The organism is Enterococcus sp. LJL90 (assembly GCF_056924355.1).
The window spans coordinates 173552-190553 of the sequence record NZ_JBXPBQ010000006.1 but is presented as its reverse complement, the minus strand read 5'-3'; the positions used below and the strand labels follow the sequence as shown (position 1 = coordinate 190553).

The following is a 17002-nucleotide window of genomic DNA, read 5'->3' as shown; positions in this document are numbered from 1 at the left end:
ATATATGGAAAATCAATATTTAACGATTACCGCCTTAACAAAATACTTAAAACGCAAATTTGAAGCCGATCCTTATTTGGAGCGGGTTTATCTGACGGGGGAAATTTCTAATTTTCGAATGCGGCCCAATGCCCATCAATACTTTAGCTTGAAGGACGACGGCGCAAAAATTTCGGCTATTATGTTTAAAGGCGCCTTTCAAAAGTTGAAATTTCAGCCAAAGGAAGGCATGAAGGTTCTAGTTGTTGGTCGCATTTCTCTGTATGAGGCTAGCGGCAATTACCAAATTTATATTGAGCATATGGAACCGGATGGCGTCGGGGCTTTGTATCAAGCCTTGGCTGAGCTGCAGGAAAAATTAAATCAAGAGGGTTTATTTTCTGCTCCTAAAAAACTACTCCCTCGGTTTCCCAAAAGAATCGCTGTCTTAACTAGTCCTAGTGGGGCTGTTATCCGCGATATTATCACGACAGTTCAGCGGCGCTACCCGATTGCTCAGCTGGTTTTATTTCCAACGCTAGTTCAGGGGAATCAAGCCGCCGATGATTTGGTCCGCAATATTCAGCGGGTCGAAGCTCTCGGAAATTTTGACACGATGATTATCGGTCGTGGCGGCGGTTCAATTGAAGATTTGTGGCCCTTTAATGAAGAGAGAGTTGCTCGGGCGATTTTTGCAGCCGCAACACCGATTATTTCTTCTGTCGGCCATGAAACGGATACGACGATTGCCGATTTAGTCGCGGATGTACGAGCAGCGACGCCGACAGCCGCCGCAGAATTGGCCGTACCAGTACTCAATGAAGAATTGCTGAAAATTAAAGAAAAGCAAGTTCGCTTAGAGCAAGCCTTGTCAAAACAATTGCAGTTCAAAGGGGAACGCTACCGTCGTTTAGCCAATTCCTATGTGTTTCGTCAGCCCAACCGTCTGTATGAAGCCCAGTCTTTAAAACTGGATCAATTAAAACAGCAGCTACTGGTCAGCATGCAGACACTGACTAATGAAACCAATAACCAAGTGGTGAATTTAACTCATCGGCTTTTACAAAATTCGCCAGCGGTTAAAGTCGCTGCCGCCCAACAACAGGTGCGCTATCTAGATGAAAAATTACAAAACCGCATGAGCGCCCTCTTTGATAAAAAGCAACAAGCTTTCTCAAATGCTGTTCAGTCGCTGGATTTGCTGAGCCCTTTAAAAATTATGGGCCGCGGCTACAGCTATACAACAAAAGAGGATCAAGTTATCGGACGGGCTGCTGATTTAAAGAAAGCCGACGAAATTACAATACACTACGCAGATGGCGAAGCAACTGCCGCAATAAAAGACATTAGGAGGACAGATGATGGCCAATCCGACATTTGAAGAATCATTAACTGAATTAGAAAAAATCGTCAACCAGCTGGAACAAGGGGACGTGCCACTGGAAGAGGCTTTGAATGCCTTTAAAAAAGGTATGGAATTAAGCAAGCAATGCCAAGATACGTTAACCAAAGCCGAAAAAACCTTGACGAAAGTTATGGCTGACAATAATCAAGAAGAATTATTTGAAGGGGCAGACAATGAGTAGTCTAGCTGCATTTTCTAAAGAGCAGCTACCGGAAGTGGAAGCTGTGATGCAAAGCTTTTTAAAACAGCATACCAGTGATTTAAAGCTGCTAGAAGCGATGGAATATTCAATTGCGGCGGGCGGCAAACGGATTCGCCCCCTCTTTGTTTTGACGATTGCTGCCGGTTTTCAAGATGAGCTGGCACAAGGCGCTTATCAAGCGGCCGCTGCAGTTGAAATGATTCACACCTACTCATTAATCCATGATGATTTACCGGCGATGGATGACGATGACCTGCGACGGGGGCAAGCTACCAATCATAAAGTTTTTGGTGAAGCTTTAGCCATTTTGGCTGGTGATGGGTTGTTGACGGCTGCGTTTCAATTATTGGCGCAGGCAGATTTACCGGCTGCGATAAATCTAGCACTGGTGCAAGAACTTGCTGCTGCCGCCGGAACCGAAGGAATGGTTGCTGGTCAGTCCGCCGATATTCAAGGGGAAAATCAAGCTCTTTCATTGTCTGAATTGATGGCGGTTCATGAACGGAAAACGGGAGCACTGATTACCTATAGTATTGTGGCTGGAGGATTGCTGACGCAACAGCCAGCAATGATTGTATCTTTACTGAGAAAAATTGCCGGTCATTTAGGTTTGGCTTTTCAAATCAGAGATGATCTCTTGGATGTTGTTAGTACAACCGAAGCTTTAGGCAAAATGGTTGGTCGCGACCAAGCGCTAGCTAAAAGTACCTATCCAGCTCTCTTGGGTGTGGAGGGTGCAAAGGAAGCCTTGCAAAAGGAATTAACCGCAGCAAGAGAGACGGTCAGAGAAATTCAACATGCAACAACATTTAATGCTGACCTTTTACAGCAGTTGATTGACCGTTTTGAATTGGCTTAGAAAGAGGAAACCATGAAGAAAGAACGTGTAGATGTCCTCGCCTATGAGCAGGGCCTCTTTGAAACCCGAGAAAAAGCCAAGCGGGGTGTGATGGCTGGCTTGGTATACACTGAAAAAAATGAACGCCTTGATAAACCTGGCGAAAAAATTGCATTAGACACTTTGTTGAAAATTAAAGGAGAAAAACTACCTTATGTTTCCCGTGGCGGTCTGAAGTTGGCCAAAGCCCTTGAGGTTTTTGAGATTTCTTTAAAAGACAAAATCGTTTTGGATATTGGAGCTTCCACCGGTGGCTTTACAGATGTCGCCCTGCAAAATGGCGCCAAACTCAGTTATGCCCTGGATGTCGGTTATAATCAATTAGCTTGGAAAATTCGTCAAGATTCCCGCGTGGTTGTAATGGAGCGCACCAATTTTCGCTATGCGACACCGGCAGATTTTACGGAAGGGCAACCGGAATTTGCCAGTATTGATGTCTCTTTTATCTCCCTTAAATTGATTTTGCCGCCGCTGCATACGATTTTAAAGTCTGGCGGTTCAGTCGTCGCCTTAATTAAGCCACAATTTGAAGCTGGCCGAGAAGCCGTTGGCAAAAACGGCATCATCAAAGATCCAAAAGTTCATCAGCAGGTGTTGACGGATATTTTGGACTTTGCTCAGTCCGCTAATTATCAAGTCGCAGCCTTAAGCTATTCACCGATTACCGGTGGCGAAGGCAATATTGAATTTTTGGTCCATCTAAAATCAGCTGCAAGCGGCTCAATCTTACCGGAAGTTTCGATTGAAGATGTCGTGGTTGCTGCCCATCAGAAATTAGCAAAAAAATAAAATTTTTCAGCTTCAGAAAATTAACTTCGAGCTATCGAAAAAGGCTTGCTGTGTGAGGCTGTGACATCAGTTAGAACAAAGCCGAACTTTTACGAAGGATATCTAGTGAAAACCACTAGATATTGTTCATTTGCGCTTCGAACCTACTGGATTACAGGAGCAAATAATATGTAGTTCGGGATTTCGTTTGTTAAAAAGACTAATGTCACAGGCTCCAGCGCTGCTTTTTGATAGTTCGTTTTTTTCTGTAGTAAAACAAAAAAATCTGGCTTTAGTAGAAAATTTTAAAGTTCAACAAAATTTCTGCTTGGCTTTCAGGGCTGCCATTGCTTTTTTTTATGAAAAAAAGTAAGCTAAATAAAATGATTGGATTCCAATTTTTGGAGGGAAGAGTAGATGAGAAAAAAAGACCGCCAACAATTACTGAGTCAGCTCCTCAATGAGCGGGCGATTCGTAAACAGGAGGATTTTGTAGAAATTCTGGCTCAAGAGGACATTTTTGTTACTCAGGCGACCATTTCCCGAGACATTAAGGAAATGAAGCTGGTAAAGGTGCCCTCACCTCAAGGCGGCTATCAATACAGTCTGCCCCAAGAGAGTCAGGACAATACAGCAGAAAAACTTCATCGCTTATTAAATGATGGCTTGATTTCAGTTGATATTCAAGAGAAGCTCCTGTATTTACGGACACTTCCTGGTAGTGCCATCGCTCTAGGCAAGTTACTGCAGAGTCAGTTCTCTGAAGAACTTTTTGCCGCAATTAACGATGATGACGGGCTACTGTTAATCGCCCGCAGTGAGGCTCAAGCTCAAGAGCTTCAAGAGTTTCTAATTGGCTATCTATAAAAGAAGGCCAGCAAAGGAGTTTTAAAGATGCTGTTACAATTAAACATTAAAAATTTTGCGATAATCTCCCAACTTCAGCTACAGTTTTACAAAGGAATGACGGCATTGACCGGTGAAACCGGCGCCGGTAAATCAATTATAATCGATGCCATGAGTTTACTAGCCGGCAGCCGCAGTTCCTCTGATTTTATCCGTGAAGGTAGTGAAAGCTGTTTATTGGAAGGGCTCTTTGAAATTCCAGAGCAGCCAGCCTTTTTAGCAGTCGCTGAAGAGTTGGGCTTAGATTTGAATGATGACCAGCTCGTCGTGCAACGGGATATCTATCTGACAGGAAAAAGTATTTGCCGGATCAATGGCCGGATTGTAACTTTAGGAAATTTACGGCGGGTGGGAGAATACTTGGTGGATATTCAAGGCCAAAATGATCACCAAGAATTGATGCGGGCAGACCGCCATCTAAATTTATTGGATAGCTTCGGGGCCAAAGATTTTCAAGAGGCTAAAGAAACCTATCACAATAATTATAATGAAGTCAGCAAGCAAGCCCGTGAGTTAGAGCGGCTAAAAACCGATGAGCAATCCTATGTGCAGCGGGTGGATATGCTGACCTTCCAAAAAGAAGAAATTGAAGCTGCTGAGCTAGCTGTCGGTGAAGAAGAAAGTTTGCTAGAGGAGCGTGATAAGCTCAGTAATTTTCAGCGGATTGTCGATACTTTTTCGACAATTTATCAGCGCTTGACCGATGAACAGCAGGGGGCTTTGGACAATGTTGGCTCCGCCAGTCAAGAGATTTCAGAAATTGCTGATTTGGATTCAGAATACCAGCAAATCAGCGAAAATATTCACAGCGCTTATTATCTTTTACAGGATGCCAGCTCTGAGATTACGCGAATTATTGAAGGCCTTGAACTGGATGAAGGGCGTTTGGAAGTGGTGATGCAGCGCCTAGAGTTGATTCGCCAATTAAAACGAAAATATGGCAATTCTGTCGCTGAAATTTTAAGCTATTATCAAAAAATTTCTGATGAATTATCCGATTCAGTTTTCTCCGATGGACGCTTAGATCAACTGGAAAAAGAAGTGGCAGCGAAATGGCAAAAAGTGACAGAACAAGCGGTAAAATTACATGATCAGCGGAAAAAAATGGCCTTGCGTTTGGAAAAGGAAATTCTAGAGGAGCTCAAAGGCTTATACATGGAAAACAGCCAATTTGAGGTTCGTTTTACTAAGGCCAAAGAGTTGAATAGCGATGGCTTTGATATTGTCGAATTTTATATTTCGACTAATCCGGGGGAACCCTTGAAGCCTTTAGTTAGGGTGGCCTCTGGTGGGGAACTATCGCGGGTGATGCTGGCTTTGAAAACTATTTTTTCTAAGGTGCAGGGCATTACTAGTATTGTCTTCGATGAGGTGGACACTGGTGTCAGCGGTCGTGTTGCCCAGGCAATCGCCGAAAAAATTTATAAAATCGCGCAAAATTCTCAAGTTCTCTGCATCACGCATCTGCCACAAGTTGCAGCAGCCGCCGATAATGAATATTTCATTTATAAAGAAGTTATCGGGCAGCGGACGGAAACTCGGGTCAAACAATTAGATGAGGAACAGCGGGTGGCTGAGATTGCCCGAATGTTAGCTGGTTCTGAAGTGACAGAATTGGCTTTGGAACATGCCAAAGAATTATTGAGGCAAGCTCGGCACAGCAATTAAATATAAAGAAAAAAATATCCAACCATTCGTAACGGCAAAAGGTTACGAAATGGTTGGATATTTTAATTTTAGTTAAAAATAATCGCGGCCGCTTGGAAGACGATACCGCCGAGGGTTAGAATCAACATAGCCCAAACAACAACTTTGGTAATCACTTGGAAAGTAGATTTTTTCTTCTTATTCATGAATCTCCATCCTTTTTTAGTAGTCTTTGAAATTTTACTCTCTTTTTCCAAAGGTTTCAAGGAAAGTTTAGAAAAACTTAATCGCTAACAGAAGTTTTTTAGGTATAATAGGTAGGTTGGATAAAAACTTTTTGCGAAAAAATTAACTCTCAGTCAATTACTTAATAACTTTTAAATAAAATGAAACACTTATGTAACGAAAATACAGTATAGTTATTATAGCTAAAATGGCGAGAGTCTGGACAATTTTTGATGGCAAAGAAAACATCAAGTTAGCTAAGAACTCTCAAAAAGTAGCTGCCAATCAGAAAAATAGTCACAAGACTTTGATGTGAGAAAGGAATTTAGTGATGGAGTCATTTTCTCCAATGATAATGTTTTGGTTAATTTTCCCGGTAATTGCGCTTTTTGCCAGTAATTTTTTGACAGCAAGCGTGCGTTTTATAAAGAAAATGGGGTTAAAAACACCTGATTTGGCAATTCCTTTTTTATTCGTTGGGTTGCATGAGATTTCTAGAACTGTTTATGGGCATTCGATCTTACCGTATTTTATGATTGCTGTCTTGATTCTAGGTATTGGCGTGGCGTTATTTCACGCCCATTACTACCATGAAATCATGTATGGGCGTTTCTTTAAAATGTTTTGGCGCCTGGTCTTTTTACTCACGATGGTGTTGTACATCACACTGATTGTGTTGACAATTATCCGTTATATTTAAAATGATAAAATAATCAAAAATTACTTCTGTCTTTTAAAAGTAAGTAAACGTCAAAGTATTTCTCAACACTTTTTACTATGGGTGGTAGAAAGTGGGGGATTGTGGTAGACTGTTACTATCAAGTGGGACAGGAGGGATTTTTGCAATGCTTATGGGTGAATTTCAACATAATATTGATGCAAAAGGCCGCTTAATTGTTCCTGCCAAAATACGTGATGACCTCGGGGAAAACTTTGTGTTAACCAAGGGTCTGGACGGTTGTTTATTTGGTTATCCCGTTAATGAATGGGCCAAACTTGAAGTGAAATTAAATGAAATGCCCTTATCAAAAAAAGATGCCCGCACTTTTGTCCGTTATTTCTATGCCGGAGCCAGCGAGGTTGAAATTGATAAGCAGGGGCGGATTAATATTCCCCAAAGTTTACGGGAACACGCCGCTATCACGAAGGGCTGTATGATTATTGGTGTTTCTGACCGAATTGAAATTTGGGATGAGAGCCGTTGGCAGACATATGCCAAAGAAGCAGAAGAAAATTTTGATCAGATTGCTGAAACAATGAGTGATTTTGGTTTTTAGTTAGAAAGAGGCAAGTCATGGCACAGGATTTCCAACATTATACCGTGATGTTAAAGGAAACGGTGGATAATTTAAATATTAAGCCAGATGGCATCTATGTAGATTGCACATTAGGCGGCGCCGGGCACAGCCAATACCTGTTATCTCAATTAAGTGATCAGGGTCATCTTTATGCCTTTGATCAAGACCAAAAAGCCATTGATCATGGTCAAGAATTTTTAAAAGAATATGTAGACCGGCAGATGGTCACCTTTATCAAAAGTAATTTTCGCAGTCTAGCCGATAAACTTGCCGAACAAGGCGTTACAGGCGTGGATGGTTTCATCTACGACTTAGGCGTTTCTTCACCACAATTGGATGAAGCTGAACGTGGCTTTAGCTATCACCAAGATGCACCATTAGATATGCGGATGGATCAAAGCAATCCGTTGACCGCTTATGAAATTATTAATACCTATGATTACCACGAATTAGTTAAAATATTTTACCGTTATGGAGAAGAAAAATTCTCCAAACAAATTGCCCGTCAAATTGAACGGGCCAGACAAGAGCAACCGATTGAAACAACGAGTGAGCTGGTTGACATCATTAAATTAGGGATACCTGCTGCAGCGAGACGCACTGGTGGGCATCCAGCAAAACGGATTTTCCAAGCAGTTCGGATTGCCGTTAATGATGAACTAGGAGCTGTGGAAACCTCACTGGAACAAGCAATTGCGCTTTTACGTCCAGCTGGGCGGATTTCAGCGATTTCCTTTCACTCATTAGAAGACCGCATTGTCAAAACGATGTTTAAAGAATACAGCTCATTGCCGGATTTACCACCGGGGTTGCCCATGGTACCGGATGAGTTACAACCAGAGCTCAAGGTGATTACCCGTAAGCCGATTTTACCGAGCGCAGAGGAATTGGCTGAGAACAATCGCTCCCGCAGTGCTAAATTGCGAGTGGCCGAAAAAAAATCTAGAAAGGAACAGTAAGATGGCTGAACCGAAAAAAGTAGAAGATTTCCAATACCAAATGCTGCAAGAACCTGCCAGAGAACATGAAGTACCAGAAACGCCAGCTGTTCCTGAGATTACGGAAGTTCAACCAGTCGATATTTCCGAAAAATTGCCGGTATCGTCCCTTCGTCATCTTAAGAGGCTCTCAAAAATGGAGAAATTTATTTTAGGATTTATTCTTGTCGGCATCTTGGGCATGTCCATTTTGACGATTCGTCTACAGGGCCAAATGACCCAAGTTGAAAACCAAATCTCAACAATTGAAGCGACTATTACGGAAACGAATGGTCAAGCGACTGAATTAGAGCAGCAAAAAACAGAACTTTCTCGCTCGGACCGGCTTAAATCAATTGCAGAAGCTAATGGTCTGACAATCAATGAAAATAATTTAAGGACTGTGAAATAGGTTAAATGAAGTCAATGAAAAATAGATTGAAAAGATTTTTAGATAAACGCAATTTAAACCCGCGGAACAATCGCAAAAAAGTAGGGATTATTCTTTTTACTACGAGTATTGGATTGTTCTTTTTATTTGCGATACGGCTTTCGTATATTGTCGTCGGCGGTCATGTGGCTGGCGTTTCTTTAGCCAGCAAAACAGAAGAGCTTTATAAAGGCTCAGAAGTTTTGGAAGCTACCCGCGGAACAATTTACGATCGCTCCGGTAATACAATCGCTGAAACATCTTCTTCGTTTAAAGTTTATGCCATTTTGTCTGAAACTTATGTCAATGGCACTGACGAGCTGTATGCACATGAAGCTGATTTTAATACGATAGCAACTATTTTAAATCAGACTATCGGAATCGATACAAACGAGGCGCTAGAATTGCTGCAGGATGCAAAAGATGCCGACCGTTATCAAGTTGAGTTCGGTACGTTAGCCAATAACCTAAGTTTGGAAACCCGGCAAGCGATTGAAGCAGCGATGGAAAGTGCTGGAATTAACGGACTTTATTTTGATGCTTCCTCAGACCGAATCTATCCAAATGGAAATTTTGCTTCCTATTTAATCGGTTATGCTAATAGCGATGACGGTACTCAATTAACAGGACAAATGGGAATTGAGTCTGCCTACAATTCTTTATTGGCAGGACAAAATGGTTCTGTGGTCTATGAAAAAAATAATTACGGCAATCCGTTACCAGGAACCACAGCTGAAGAAACCGCAGCGATTGATGGCTCCGACATTTACACTACAATTGATTCTCGTCTGCAAAGTTACTTAGAAACTTTAATGGATCCTGTGTACAGTGCCACAAACCCAGAAAATTTGACAGCTATTTTAATGAAGGCTGATACCGGTGAAATTTTAGCGATGTCGCAACGGCCTAGTTTTGATCCGGAAAATATCGGTGATGTAGAAAATTGGCGGAACATCTTGGTGGAAGACGCATATGAACCTGGTTCGACCATCAAAGTAGCGACGGTTGCCTCTGCCATTGATGAAGGTGTCTTCAATGAAAATCAAACCTTCCAATCCGGTTCCATTCAAATTGAAGATACTAAAATTAATGACTGGTCTCAAGGTATGGGAACTTTAACCATGCGACAAGCCCTCTCTTGGTCAAGTAACGTCGGTATGGTGACGCTTGAACAAGCCATGGGCGGCGCTGCTTGGCGCAACCATTTGGAACAAATGGGAATTGGTGAGAGCACCTATTCTGGTTTAAATGGTGAGAGTGCTGGCTTGATGCCGACTGAAAATATTGTCGATACAGCAATGAGTGCTTATGGTCAAGCTTTGACTGTCACCAATCTGCAAATGATGAAAATCTTCTCGGGAATTGCCAATGACGGCCAGATGTTGGAACCACACTTTATTAGTAAAGTCGTTAATTCTGATACAGGCGACACGACAGTTATTGAACCAACTGTTGCCGGGCAAGCTTTTTCAGCCAATGCAGCCAACTCAGTTTTAAATTATATGCAAGATACGGTGACGAGCCAGAATTACGGAACAGCTTATGGTTTGTATTCACTGGATGGTTATAATATTTCTGCAAAAACGGGAACGGCTCAAATTGGTAGCACAGATGGTACCGGTTATCTGACTGGTTCTTCAAACTATATTTATTCGGTTGTCTTGATGTATCCTTCTGAAGATCCTGAATATGTTCTTTATTTGACACAGAAACAACCACAAAATTATGACCGTACAGCCTTTTCACAAATTGCCAATCCTTTGATGAAACGCTCAATGGATATTTTAAACACTGAGATGGCTTCGACAGACGCAAGTAATACCACTGTGACGATTGATGATTATCAAGATCAAGCTAAGGCAGATGCCGCTGTTTCTTTAAGCCGAGCATTTGTCACAGCAATTGTTTTAGGAACAGGGGATACCGTGACTGGGCAATCAGTGGCTGCCGGCGAAACAGTCGACCCTAACACGCGGGTGATGTTATTAACCGATGGCAATATTGCGATGCCAGATACGACGGATTGGACAGCAGCTGAACTAGAAGCTTTCGGCAATCTGATTGGCGTTGATGTAACCATCAATGGTGAGGGGCGCTGTGTTGAGCAAAGCGTAGCCTCAAATGAAATTATAAATACAGACAGCATTAGCTTCACACTTGGTTAGTTAATGTAATAGATTTAGGAGAATACAAATGGAATGGACAAAATTCTTAATCCCTTTAGCTGGTAGCTTTGCGATAACAGTGGCATTTATGCCACTGTTTATTGGTTATCTTCGGGCAAAACAATACGGTCAGGAAATCCGCGGAGATGGCCCCGGGTGGCACAGCGTCAAAGCTGGCACACCAACGATGGGGGGATTAGTTTTTTTAGTTGGCGTAATTATTATTGGAACCGTCAGTGCCATTTGGCTTCAACAGTTGACACCTTCGTTAGCGATTCTTTTATTTATCCTAGTGCTATATGGTGCCTTAGGATTTATTGACGATTTTATCAAGGTCTTTCGCAAGAGAAACCTCGGGTTAAAATCTGGTCAAAAATTAATTGGTCAGATTGCTGGTGGCTTAGTTTTTTACGGTGTCTACCGTCTGGACAACAATACAGATATTTTAAATATCTTTGGCTGGCAAGTTCACTTAGGCATTATTTACGGTCTATTTATTATCTTTTGGTTAGTCGGCTTTTCGAATGCCGTCAATCTTACGGATGGTATCGACGGTTTAGTTTCCGGTTTAGGGACGATTTCTTTTGGAACTTATGCAATCATTGCGTGGTTCCAACAACAATATGATGTTCTAATTATTTGCGTCTGTGTAGTCGGCGGACTGATTGGCTTTTTCCTCTATAATAAAAAACCGGCGAAAATTTTTATGGGGGACGTCGGCTCCTTAGCTTTAGGGGGACTTTTGGCTGCCGTTTCAATCTTACTGCATCAAGAATGGACCTTATTGTTAGTTGGCTTAATCTATGTGATTGAAACAGCGAGTGTCATGCTACAAGTAACATCCTTTAAATTAACTGGTAAACGAATCTTTAAAATGTCCCCCATCCATCATCATTTTGAAATGAGTGGTTGGTCGGAATGGAAAATTGATACTATTTTCTGGTTAGTTAGTTTAGTTCTTTCAGTTATTACTTTAGTGATTGTCTTATAAATAAGTTTTGTGAGTTCGTTTTCGGCAAAGGAGTTTTTTTATGAAGCAGATTACCAAATATCAAAATTTGAAGGTGCTGGTTTTAGGACTGGCCAAAAGCGGTTATAGTGCTGCGAAATTATTACATGAGCTGGGGGCCCTTGTCACAGTAAATGATGGTAAACCCTTTGAAGAAAATCCCGAAGCCCAAGACCTGCTAACTTTAGGCATTAAAGTAATTACCGGCAGTCATCCAATTGAACTGCTGGATGAAGATTTTTCATTGATGGTCAAAAATCCTGGGATTCCCTATGATAATCCATTAGTGGCTCGAGCTATCGAACTTGAGATTCCGGTGATTACCGAAGTTGAGCTAGCTTACGAGGTGGCCGAATGTCCGATGATTGGAATCACAGGGACCAATGGTAAAACGACAACCACTACTATGATTGCTCAATTATTAAATGCAGACCGCAATCAGGGTATCGCCCGTTTAGCAGGGAATATTGGTTTTCCTGCCAGTAGCGTCGCCCAAGAAGCGACAAAAGATGACGTGATGGTAACTGAGCTATCTAGCTTTCAACTGATGGGCATTGTTGATTTAAAACCGACAATTGCAGTCATTACAAATATTTATGAAGCTCATTTAGATTATCATGGCACTCGAGAAGACTATCTTCAAGCTAAATGGCGTATTCAAGAGAACATGACAGCTGCTGATGATTTAGTGATTAATTTTAATCAGCCGGAACTTGTTGAACTCGCTTTACACACAAAAGCCCAAGTTATTCCTTTTAGCACTGAAAAAATTGTGCCAACGGGAAGTTACTTAAAAGACGGGCATTTATATTTCCAAGATGAATTAATTATGCCGGCGGAAAAGCTTGGCGTTCCAGGTCAACATAATGTCGAAAATGCACTGGCGGCGCTGGCTGTTGCTAAATTAAGCCACGTTTCTAATGAAGCCATTAAAACGACCTTAATGAATTTTACCGGTGTACCCCATAGAACTCAGTTTGTTGGTGAAATTGCCGGGCGAAAATTTTTCAACGATTCAAAGGCAACCAATATTTTGGCTACTGAAATGGCTTTAGGCGGCTTTGATAATGCTCAGCTAATTCTTTTAGCCGGCGGTCTCGACCGGGGCAATGATTTTGATGAGCTGATCCCCTCTTTGGAAGGAATCAAAGCTTTGATTGTATTCGGTGAGACTGCCAGTAAGTTAGCCTTAGCCGGTCGAGAAGCCGGTATTGAAACCATCATCGAAACCGAAAACGTCGAAACGGCCGTGCCATTGGCCTTTCGTGAAAGTGCTAAAGGGGACACCATTCTCTTGTCTCCAGCGAATGCCAGCTGGGATCAGTACCCGAATTTTGAAGTGCGGGGCGACCGATTTATCCAAGCTGTAAAAAATTTGAATTAAACGAGGAATACCATGAAAATTTTAGTGACAGGCGGTGGCACCGGTGGACATATTTATCCGGCGCTAGCCTTTGTAAACTACATGAAAAAAGATCCTGAAAACGAATTTCTCTATGTTGGGGCTAAAAAAGGCTTAGAAACTGAAATCGTCCCAGTCGCTGGGGTTCCATTTGTGGCCCTAGAAATTCAAGGTTTTAAACGCAAACTATCATTAGATAATTTGAAAACAGTACAGCTCTTTTTGAAAAGTATCAATCAAGCGAAAAAAATTTTAAAGGAATTTCGCCCGGATATTGTTCTTGGGACAGGTGGCTATGTTTCTGGAGCCGTTGTCTATGCAGCTTCTCGCTTAAAAATTCCGACGATTATTCATGAACAAAATAGTGTGCCAGGGATTACTAATAAATTTTTGAGTCGCTATGTCACTAAAATTGCTATTGCATTTCCGGATGCAGCCGTTTTTTTCCCGACAGAAAAGGTTTCTTTAGTCGGCAATCCCCGAGGGCAAGAAGTCGAAGGCATGCAACCAAATGATGCACTTACTGCTTACGGCTTAAAAGAAGCGCAACCGACAGTTTTGATTTTTGGCGGCAGTCAAGGAGCCTTAAAGATTAATCAGGCCTTTAGTCAAGCTTTACCCGAACTTAAAAAGCGGGCTTATCAAGTGCTGTATGCTTCTGGCACCCGTTATTATGAACAATTATCAGCGGAAATTGCTGCATTGCCACAAGGCAGCAATGTCAGTATTCAACCTTATATTGAAAATATGACAGAAGTCATGGCAAATGCTTCTTTATTAGTTGGAAGAGCTGGGGCCACTTCGATTGCGGAATTTACCGCCTTAGGGATTCCGGCCGTACTGATTCCTAGTCCTTATGTAACTAACGACCATCAAACCAAAAATGCCCAAAGCTTAGCAAAAGCCGGGGCGGCAACCATTATTGCTGACAGCCAATTAGATGCTCAAACGCTCTTAGCAGCATTGGATGATATCATGGACCATCCTGAAAAACAAAAAGCGATGGCCACTGCAGCTAAAGAACAAGGCATTAGCGATGCCAGCACACGCTTAGAAAATTTGATTAAAGAAATGATTTAAAGAGAGGGGGGACGACCTTGGTCAAAAAGAAACAGCCGGAACAGCCACCAGAAACACCTCAAAATGAAGAACCAAAGATTGATGAGGAGAATTTATCACCTTGGCAACAGGCCAATTTGACTTATATGCAACAGCAAGGAGAGACCCCTCTGTGGCAAGATAAAAAAGAGGAAACAACTGAAGCTGAAGAATCTGAGAATTCGTCAGAAAATGCCGAAGAAGCGGATGAGAAACAACAGGAAAAACAGCAGCAAAAAGCTAAATTAAAAGTGTTAGACAGTTCTAAAAAGGAAAAACGCCGCAAGTCTTATGTAGAGACTCTGCCTAATCTTAAAGAACAGACTAATAGAGTATTACGCCGCAGAATTATTATTCTGCTCTTGGTCTTTGGTATTCCGTTGATTATACTCAGCTATCTGGTTTCGCCGCTTAGCAAATTGCAAAACTTGACTGTCAGCGGCAATTCTGCTGTCGCCAGTGAGACGATTATTGACTCTAGCAATTTTTCAATTGGCACGAATATTTTTGAAGAATTTTTTGCTAGAGAGCAATTAACAGCTACCGTTGAAACTGATAATCCAAGAATAAAATCCGTCAGTGTTACTTTAACCGGACCGACTAGTTTAAATATTGGTGTCAGCGAGTATCAAGAAGCCGCCGTATTATTACAAGACGGTGTGTATTACCCAATACTAGAAAATGGTGTGGTTCTAACAGATACCGCAACGGATGCAATTGAAGGCTTTCCAGTTATGCAGGACTTTAGTGACCAGACAATTATTACTGAAACCATTGCTGGATATCAAGACATTGCCGCTGATGTCCAAGCGTTGATTCAGGTCATCCAATATACACCGAGCAGTGATAATCCGCGGTTGTTAACCTTAACGATGACTGATGGCAATCAAGTGTTGGTGCCTTATACAACCTTTGCTTCACAGATGCAATATTATCCGCAAGTCGCCTCTCAGATGACGGAAAATGGCGTGATTGATATGGAGGTAGGGATTTTCTCATATCCCTATGGAACCGACCAAAGTACAACCAGTTCAACTGAAAGTAGCAGTGAGAGCTTAGAGTAAATTTTCTTAAAATGAAAAAAAACCAAGGGAAATCACACTTTCTTCTTTCTAAATTGGGTAGTTTTATGGTAAAATTGAAAGCAGTGAATATATATAAAATTACAAGTGATATGATGGATAGATTGTATCCGTTAGTAATGGAGAAGGATTTAGGAGGGAACCCCAATCATGGCAAAATCTGGAATGTACGTAGGCCTTGATATCGGAACGACATCGGTTAAAGTTGTTGTAGCTGAATATATCGACAATCAAATGAATATCATCGGCGTAGGCAACGCTAAGTCTGAAGGTATTAATCGTGGAATCATCGTTGATATTGAAAAAACTGTTCAAGGAATTCAAAGAGCAGTGAGACAGGCAGAAGAAAAGGCTGGCATTCAAATTAAAAGTGTTAGTGTCGGTTTACCGGCAAATCAGCTACAAGTTGAAAGCTGTCAAGGGATGATTGCTGTTAACAGCGAATCAAAAGAAATTAATGACGAAGATGTGAAGAACGTTGCCTCAGCAGCAATGGTTCGTTCAACACCACCGGAAAGACAAATTGTGGCAATCTTACCACAAGAGTTTACCGTAGATGGCTTTGAAGGCATCAAAGACCCTCGTGGAATGATTGGCGTTCGTTTAGAAATGTACGGTTTAGTCTTCACTGGACCTAAGACAATTGTTCACAACATCCGCAAGTGTGTCGAAAAAGCTGGCTTAACGATTAACGAAATGTTAATCACACCATTATCTTTAACTGAATCAGTTTTATCTGAAGGGGAAAAAGATTTTGGTACAATTGTTATCGACATGGGCGGCGGCCAAACAACGACTGCTGTCATGCATGACAACCAATTGAAATACACTTATGTGGATCAGGAAGGTGGCGAATTCGTCACAAAAGATGTTTCGACCGTCTTAAATACCTCCTTCAATAACGCAGAAGCTTTGAAAATCAATTACGGCGATGCATATCCAGCACGGACATCAGCTAGTGAAGAATTTCCAGTAGATGTGATTGGTCAATCTGAACCAGTTAAAATCGATGAAAGATATTTATCTGAAATCATTGAAGCTCGTTTAGAACAAATCTTCCGCAAATCAAAAACAGTCTTGACTGAAATTGATGCGTTGGATTTACCTGGCGGAATTATTTTAACCGGTGGAGCAGCTAGCCTACCAGGTGTTGTTGATTTAGCACAGGATATTTTTGAAACCAATGTAAAATTACATGTCCCTAATCACATGGGATTAAGAAATCCAGTTTTCACCAACGTAATCAGCATCATCGAATACAGTGCTGGATTAAATGAAGTCTATCGTTTAGCGAAAAGTGCTGTTTTAGGCGACAAGGAAAGAAGTGTCGCTCCACAACCAGCCCAACCGCAAGTTGTTGCTCAGCCGCAAGTGCCAGAAGCGACTTACGAAACGAACTATGAACCTGAAGCTTCTTATAATACTGAAGCTCCTAGTGATCAAAAAGGCGAAAAAGTAACAACTAAAATCAAAGACTTCTTCTCAAATATTTTTGAATAAGAAAACTGGAG

17 protein-coding genes are annotated in these 17002 nt (G+C 41.6%); 16 read left to right on the top strand and 1 reads right to left on the bottom strand.

Features of this window, described 5'->3' with window-relative positions; all coding sequences use genetic code 11:
- Positions 1–4 precede the first annotated feature (4 nt).
- From xseA to recN, 6 genes are all read left to right on the top strand, one after another.
- Entirely contained in the window at positions 5–1360 is a 1356-nt protein-coding gene (gene xseA / locus AC1Z3S_RS14165) for an exodeoxyribonuclease VII large subunit (protein ID WP_461740896.1), read from the top strand.
- Positions 1341–1565, top strand: a complete 225-nt coding sequence (locus AC1Z3S_RS14160; protein WP_461735600.1) for an exodeoxyribonuclease VII small subunit — start codon at positions 1341–1343, stop codon at positions 1563–1565. Before xseA ends, AC1Z3S_RS14160 begins: the two co-directional genes overlap by 20 nt.
- Positions 1558–2445: a polyprenyl synthetase family protein gene (locus tag AC1Z3S_RS14155; protein ID WP_461740895.1), complete on the top strand. Its 888-nt coding sequence runs from the start codon at positions 1558–1560 to the stop codon at positions 2443–2445. Before AC1Z3S_RS14160 ends, AC1Z3S_RS14155 begins: the two co-directional genes overlap by 8 nt.
- A 12-nt stretch (positions 2446–2457) precedes the next feature.
- On the top strand, positions 2458–3273 hold the full coding sequence (locus AC1Z3S_RS14150) for a TlyA family RNA methyltransferase (RefSeq protein WP_461740894.1): 816 nt from the start codon (positions 2458–2460) through the stop codon (positions 3271–3273).
- A 396-nt stretch (positions 3274–3669) separates the two neighbouring features.
- Entirely contained in the window at positions 3670–4119 is a 450-nt protein-coding gene (locus AC1Z3S_RS14145; protein WP_461735603.1) for an arginine repressor, read from the top strand.
- 27 nt (positions 4120–4146) lie between these two features.
- Positions 4147–5826, top strand: coding sequence for a DNA repair protein RecN (recN, locus tag AC1Z3S_RS14140; RefSeq protein WP_461740893.1), 1680 nt, complete (start codon positions 4147–4149; stop codon positions 5824–5826).
- Positions 5827–5894: 68 nt separating this feature from the next.
- Here the strand turns inward: recN and AC1Z3S_RS14135 are convergent, their stop codons facing one another.
- Positions 5895–6011 (bottom strand): DUF4044 domain-containing protein, encoded by a 117-nt coding sequence (locus tag AC1Z3S_RS14135; RefSeq protein WP_265455392.1) that lies wholly within the window; start codon positions 6009–6011, stop codon positions 5895–5897.
- Between the two features lie 350 nt (positions 6012–6361).
- Between AC1Z3S_RS14135 and AC1Z3S_RS14130 the strand changes: the two genes are divergently transcribed.
- The 10 genes from AC1Z3S_RS14130 (at position 6362) to ftsA (ending at position 16991) form a co-directional block, all read left to right on the top strand.
- Positions 6362–6730, top strand: a complete 369-nt coding sequence (locus AC1Z3S_RS14130) for a DUF3397 domain-containing protein (protein WP_461735605.1) — start codon at positions 6362–6364, stop codon at positions 6728–6730.
- Between the two features lie 145 nt (positions 6731–6875).
- Positions 6876–7307 (top strand): division/cell wall cluster transcriptional repressor MraZ, encoded by a 432-nt coding sequence (gene mraZ / locus AC1Z3S_RS14125; protein WP_461740892.1) that lies wholly within the window; start codon positions 6876–6878, stop codon positions 7305–7307.
- 17 nt (positions 7308–7324) lie between these two features.
- Positions 7325–8287 (top strand): 16S rRNA (cytosine(1402)-N(4))-methyltransferase RsmH, encoded by a 963-nt coding sequence (gene rsmH, locus AC1Z3S_RS14120; protein WP_461740891.1) that lies wholly within the window; start codon positions 7325–7327, stop codon positions 8285–8287.
- Position 8288: 1 nt separating this feature from the next.
- Positions 8289–8717, top strand: coding sequence for a cell division protein FtsL (gene ftsL, locus AC1Z3S_RS14115; RefSeq protein ID WP_461735608.1), 429 nt, complete (start codon positions 8289–8291; stop codon positions 8715–8717).
- A gap of 5 nt (positions 8718–8722) precedes the next feature.
- Positions 8723–10900: a penicillin-binding protein gene (locus AC1Z3S_RS14110; protein ID WP_461740890.1), complete on the top strand. Its 2178-nt coding sequence runs from the start codon at positions 8723–8725 to the stop codon at positions 10898–10900.
- Between the two features lie 28 nt (positions 10901–10928).
- Positions 10929–11891, top strand: coding sequence for a phospho-N-acetylmuramoyl-pentapeptide-transferase (gene mraY, locus AC1Z3S_RS14105; RefSeq protein ID WP_461740889.1), 963 nt, complete (start codon positions 10929–10931; stop codon positions 11889–11891).
- A 40-nt stretch (positions 11892–11931) separates the two neighbouring features.
- Positions 11932–13293 (top strand): UDP-N-acetylmuramoyl-L-alanine--D-glutamate ligase, encoded by a 1362-nt coding sequence (murD, locus tag AC1Z3S_RS14100; protein ID WP_461740888.1) that lies wholly within the window; start codon positions 11932–11934, stop codon positions 13291–13293.
- A 12-nt stretch (positions 13294–13305) separates the two neighbouring features.
- Complete coding sequence (gene murG / locus AC1Z3S_RS14095; protein WP_461740887.1) at positions 13306–14391, top strand: undecaprenyldiphospho-muramoylpentapeptide beta-N-acetylglucosaminyltransferase; 1086 nt, start codon at positions 13306–13308, stop codon at positions 14389–14391.
- Positions 14392–14408: 17 nt separating this feature from the next.
- Complete coding sequence (locus tag AC1Z3S_RS14090; RefSeq protein WP_461740886.1) at positions 14409–15473, top strand: cell division protein FtsQ/DivIB; 1065 nt, start codon at positions 14409–14411, stop codon at positions 15471–15473.
- 168 nt (positions 15474–15641) lie between these two features.
- Positions 15642–16991: a cell division protein FtsA gene (ftsA, locus tag AC1Z3S_RS14085; protein WP_265455374.1), complete on the top strand. Its 1350-nt coding sequence runs from the start codon at positions 15642–15644 to the stop codon at positions 16989–16991.
- The last annotated feature ends 11 nt before the right edge of the window (positions 16992–17002 follow it).

What these genes read in the sequence shown, in the direction of transcription:
- xseA (WP_461740896.1), top strand. Translation starts at nt 5, where the DNA reads ATGGAAAATCAATATTTAACGATTACCGCCTTAACAAAATACTTAAAA.
- AC1Z3S_RS14160 (WP_461735600.1), top strand. Translation starts at nt 1,341, where the DNA reads ATGGCCAATCCGACATTTGAAGAATCATTAACTGAATTAGAAAAAATC.
- AC1Z3S_RS14155 (WP_461740895.1), top strand. Translation starts at nt 1,558, where the DNA reads ATGAGTAGTCTAGCTGCATTTTCTAAAGAGCAGCTACCGGAAGTGGAA.
- AC1Z3S_RS14150 (WP_461740894.1), top strand. Translation starts at nt 2,458, where the DNA reads ATGAAGAAAGAACGTGTAGATGTCCTCGCCTATGAGCAGGGCCTCTTT.
- AC1Z3S_RS14145 (WP_461735603.1), top strand. Translation starts at nt 3,670, where the DNA reads ATGAGAAAAAAAGACCGCCAACAATTACTGAGTCAGCTCCTCAATGAG.
- recN (WP_461740893.1), top strand. Translation starts at nt 4,147, where the DNA reads ATGCTGTTACAATTAAACATTAAAAATTTTGCGATAATCTCCCAACTT.
- AC1Z3S_RS14135 (WP_265455392.1), bottom strand. Translation starts at nt 6,011, where the DNA reads ATGAATAAGAAGAAAAAATCTACTTTCCAAGTGATTACCAAAGTTGTT.
- AC1Z3S_RS14130 (WP_461735605.1), top strand. Translation starts at nt 6,362, where the DNA reads ATGGAGTCATTTTCTCCAATGATAATGTTTTGGTTAATTTTCCCGGTA.
- mraZ (WP_461740892.1), top strand. Translation starts at nt 6,876, where the DNA reads ATGCTTATGGGTGAATTTCAACATAATATTGATGCAAAAGGCCGCTTA.
- rsmH (WP_461740891.1), top strand. Translation starts at nt 7,325, where the DNA reads ATGGCACAGGATTTCCAACATTATACCGTGATGTTAAAGGAAACGGTG.
- ftsL (WP_461735608.1), top strand. Translation starts at nt 8,289, where the DNA reads ATGGCTGAACCGAAAAAAGTAGAAGATTTCCAATACCAAATGCTGCAA.
- AC1Z3S_RS14110 (WP_461740890.1), top strand. Translation starts at nt 8,723, where the DNA reads ATGAAGTCAATGAAAAATAGATTGAAAAGATTTTTAGATAAACGCAAT.
- mraY (WP_461740889.1), top strand. Translation starts at nt 10,929, where the DNA reads ATGGAATGGACAAAATTCTTAATCCCTTTAGCTGGTAGCTTTGCGATA.
- murD (WP_461740888.1), top strand. Translation starts at nt 11,932, where the DNA reads ATGAAGCAGATTACCAAATATCAAAATTTGAAGGTGCTGGTTTTAGGA.
- murG (WP_461740887.1), top strand. Translation starts at nt 13,306, where the DNA reads ATGAAAATTTTAGTGACAGGCGGTGGCACCGGTGGACATATTTATCCG.
- ftsA (WP_265455374.1), top strand. Translation starts at nt 15,642, where the DNA reads ATGGCAAAATCTGGAATGTACGTAGGCCTTGATATCGGAACGACATCG.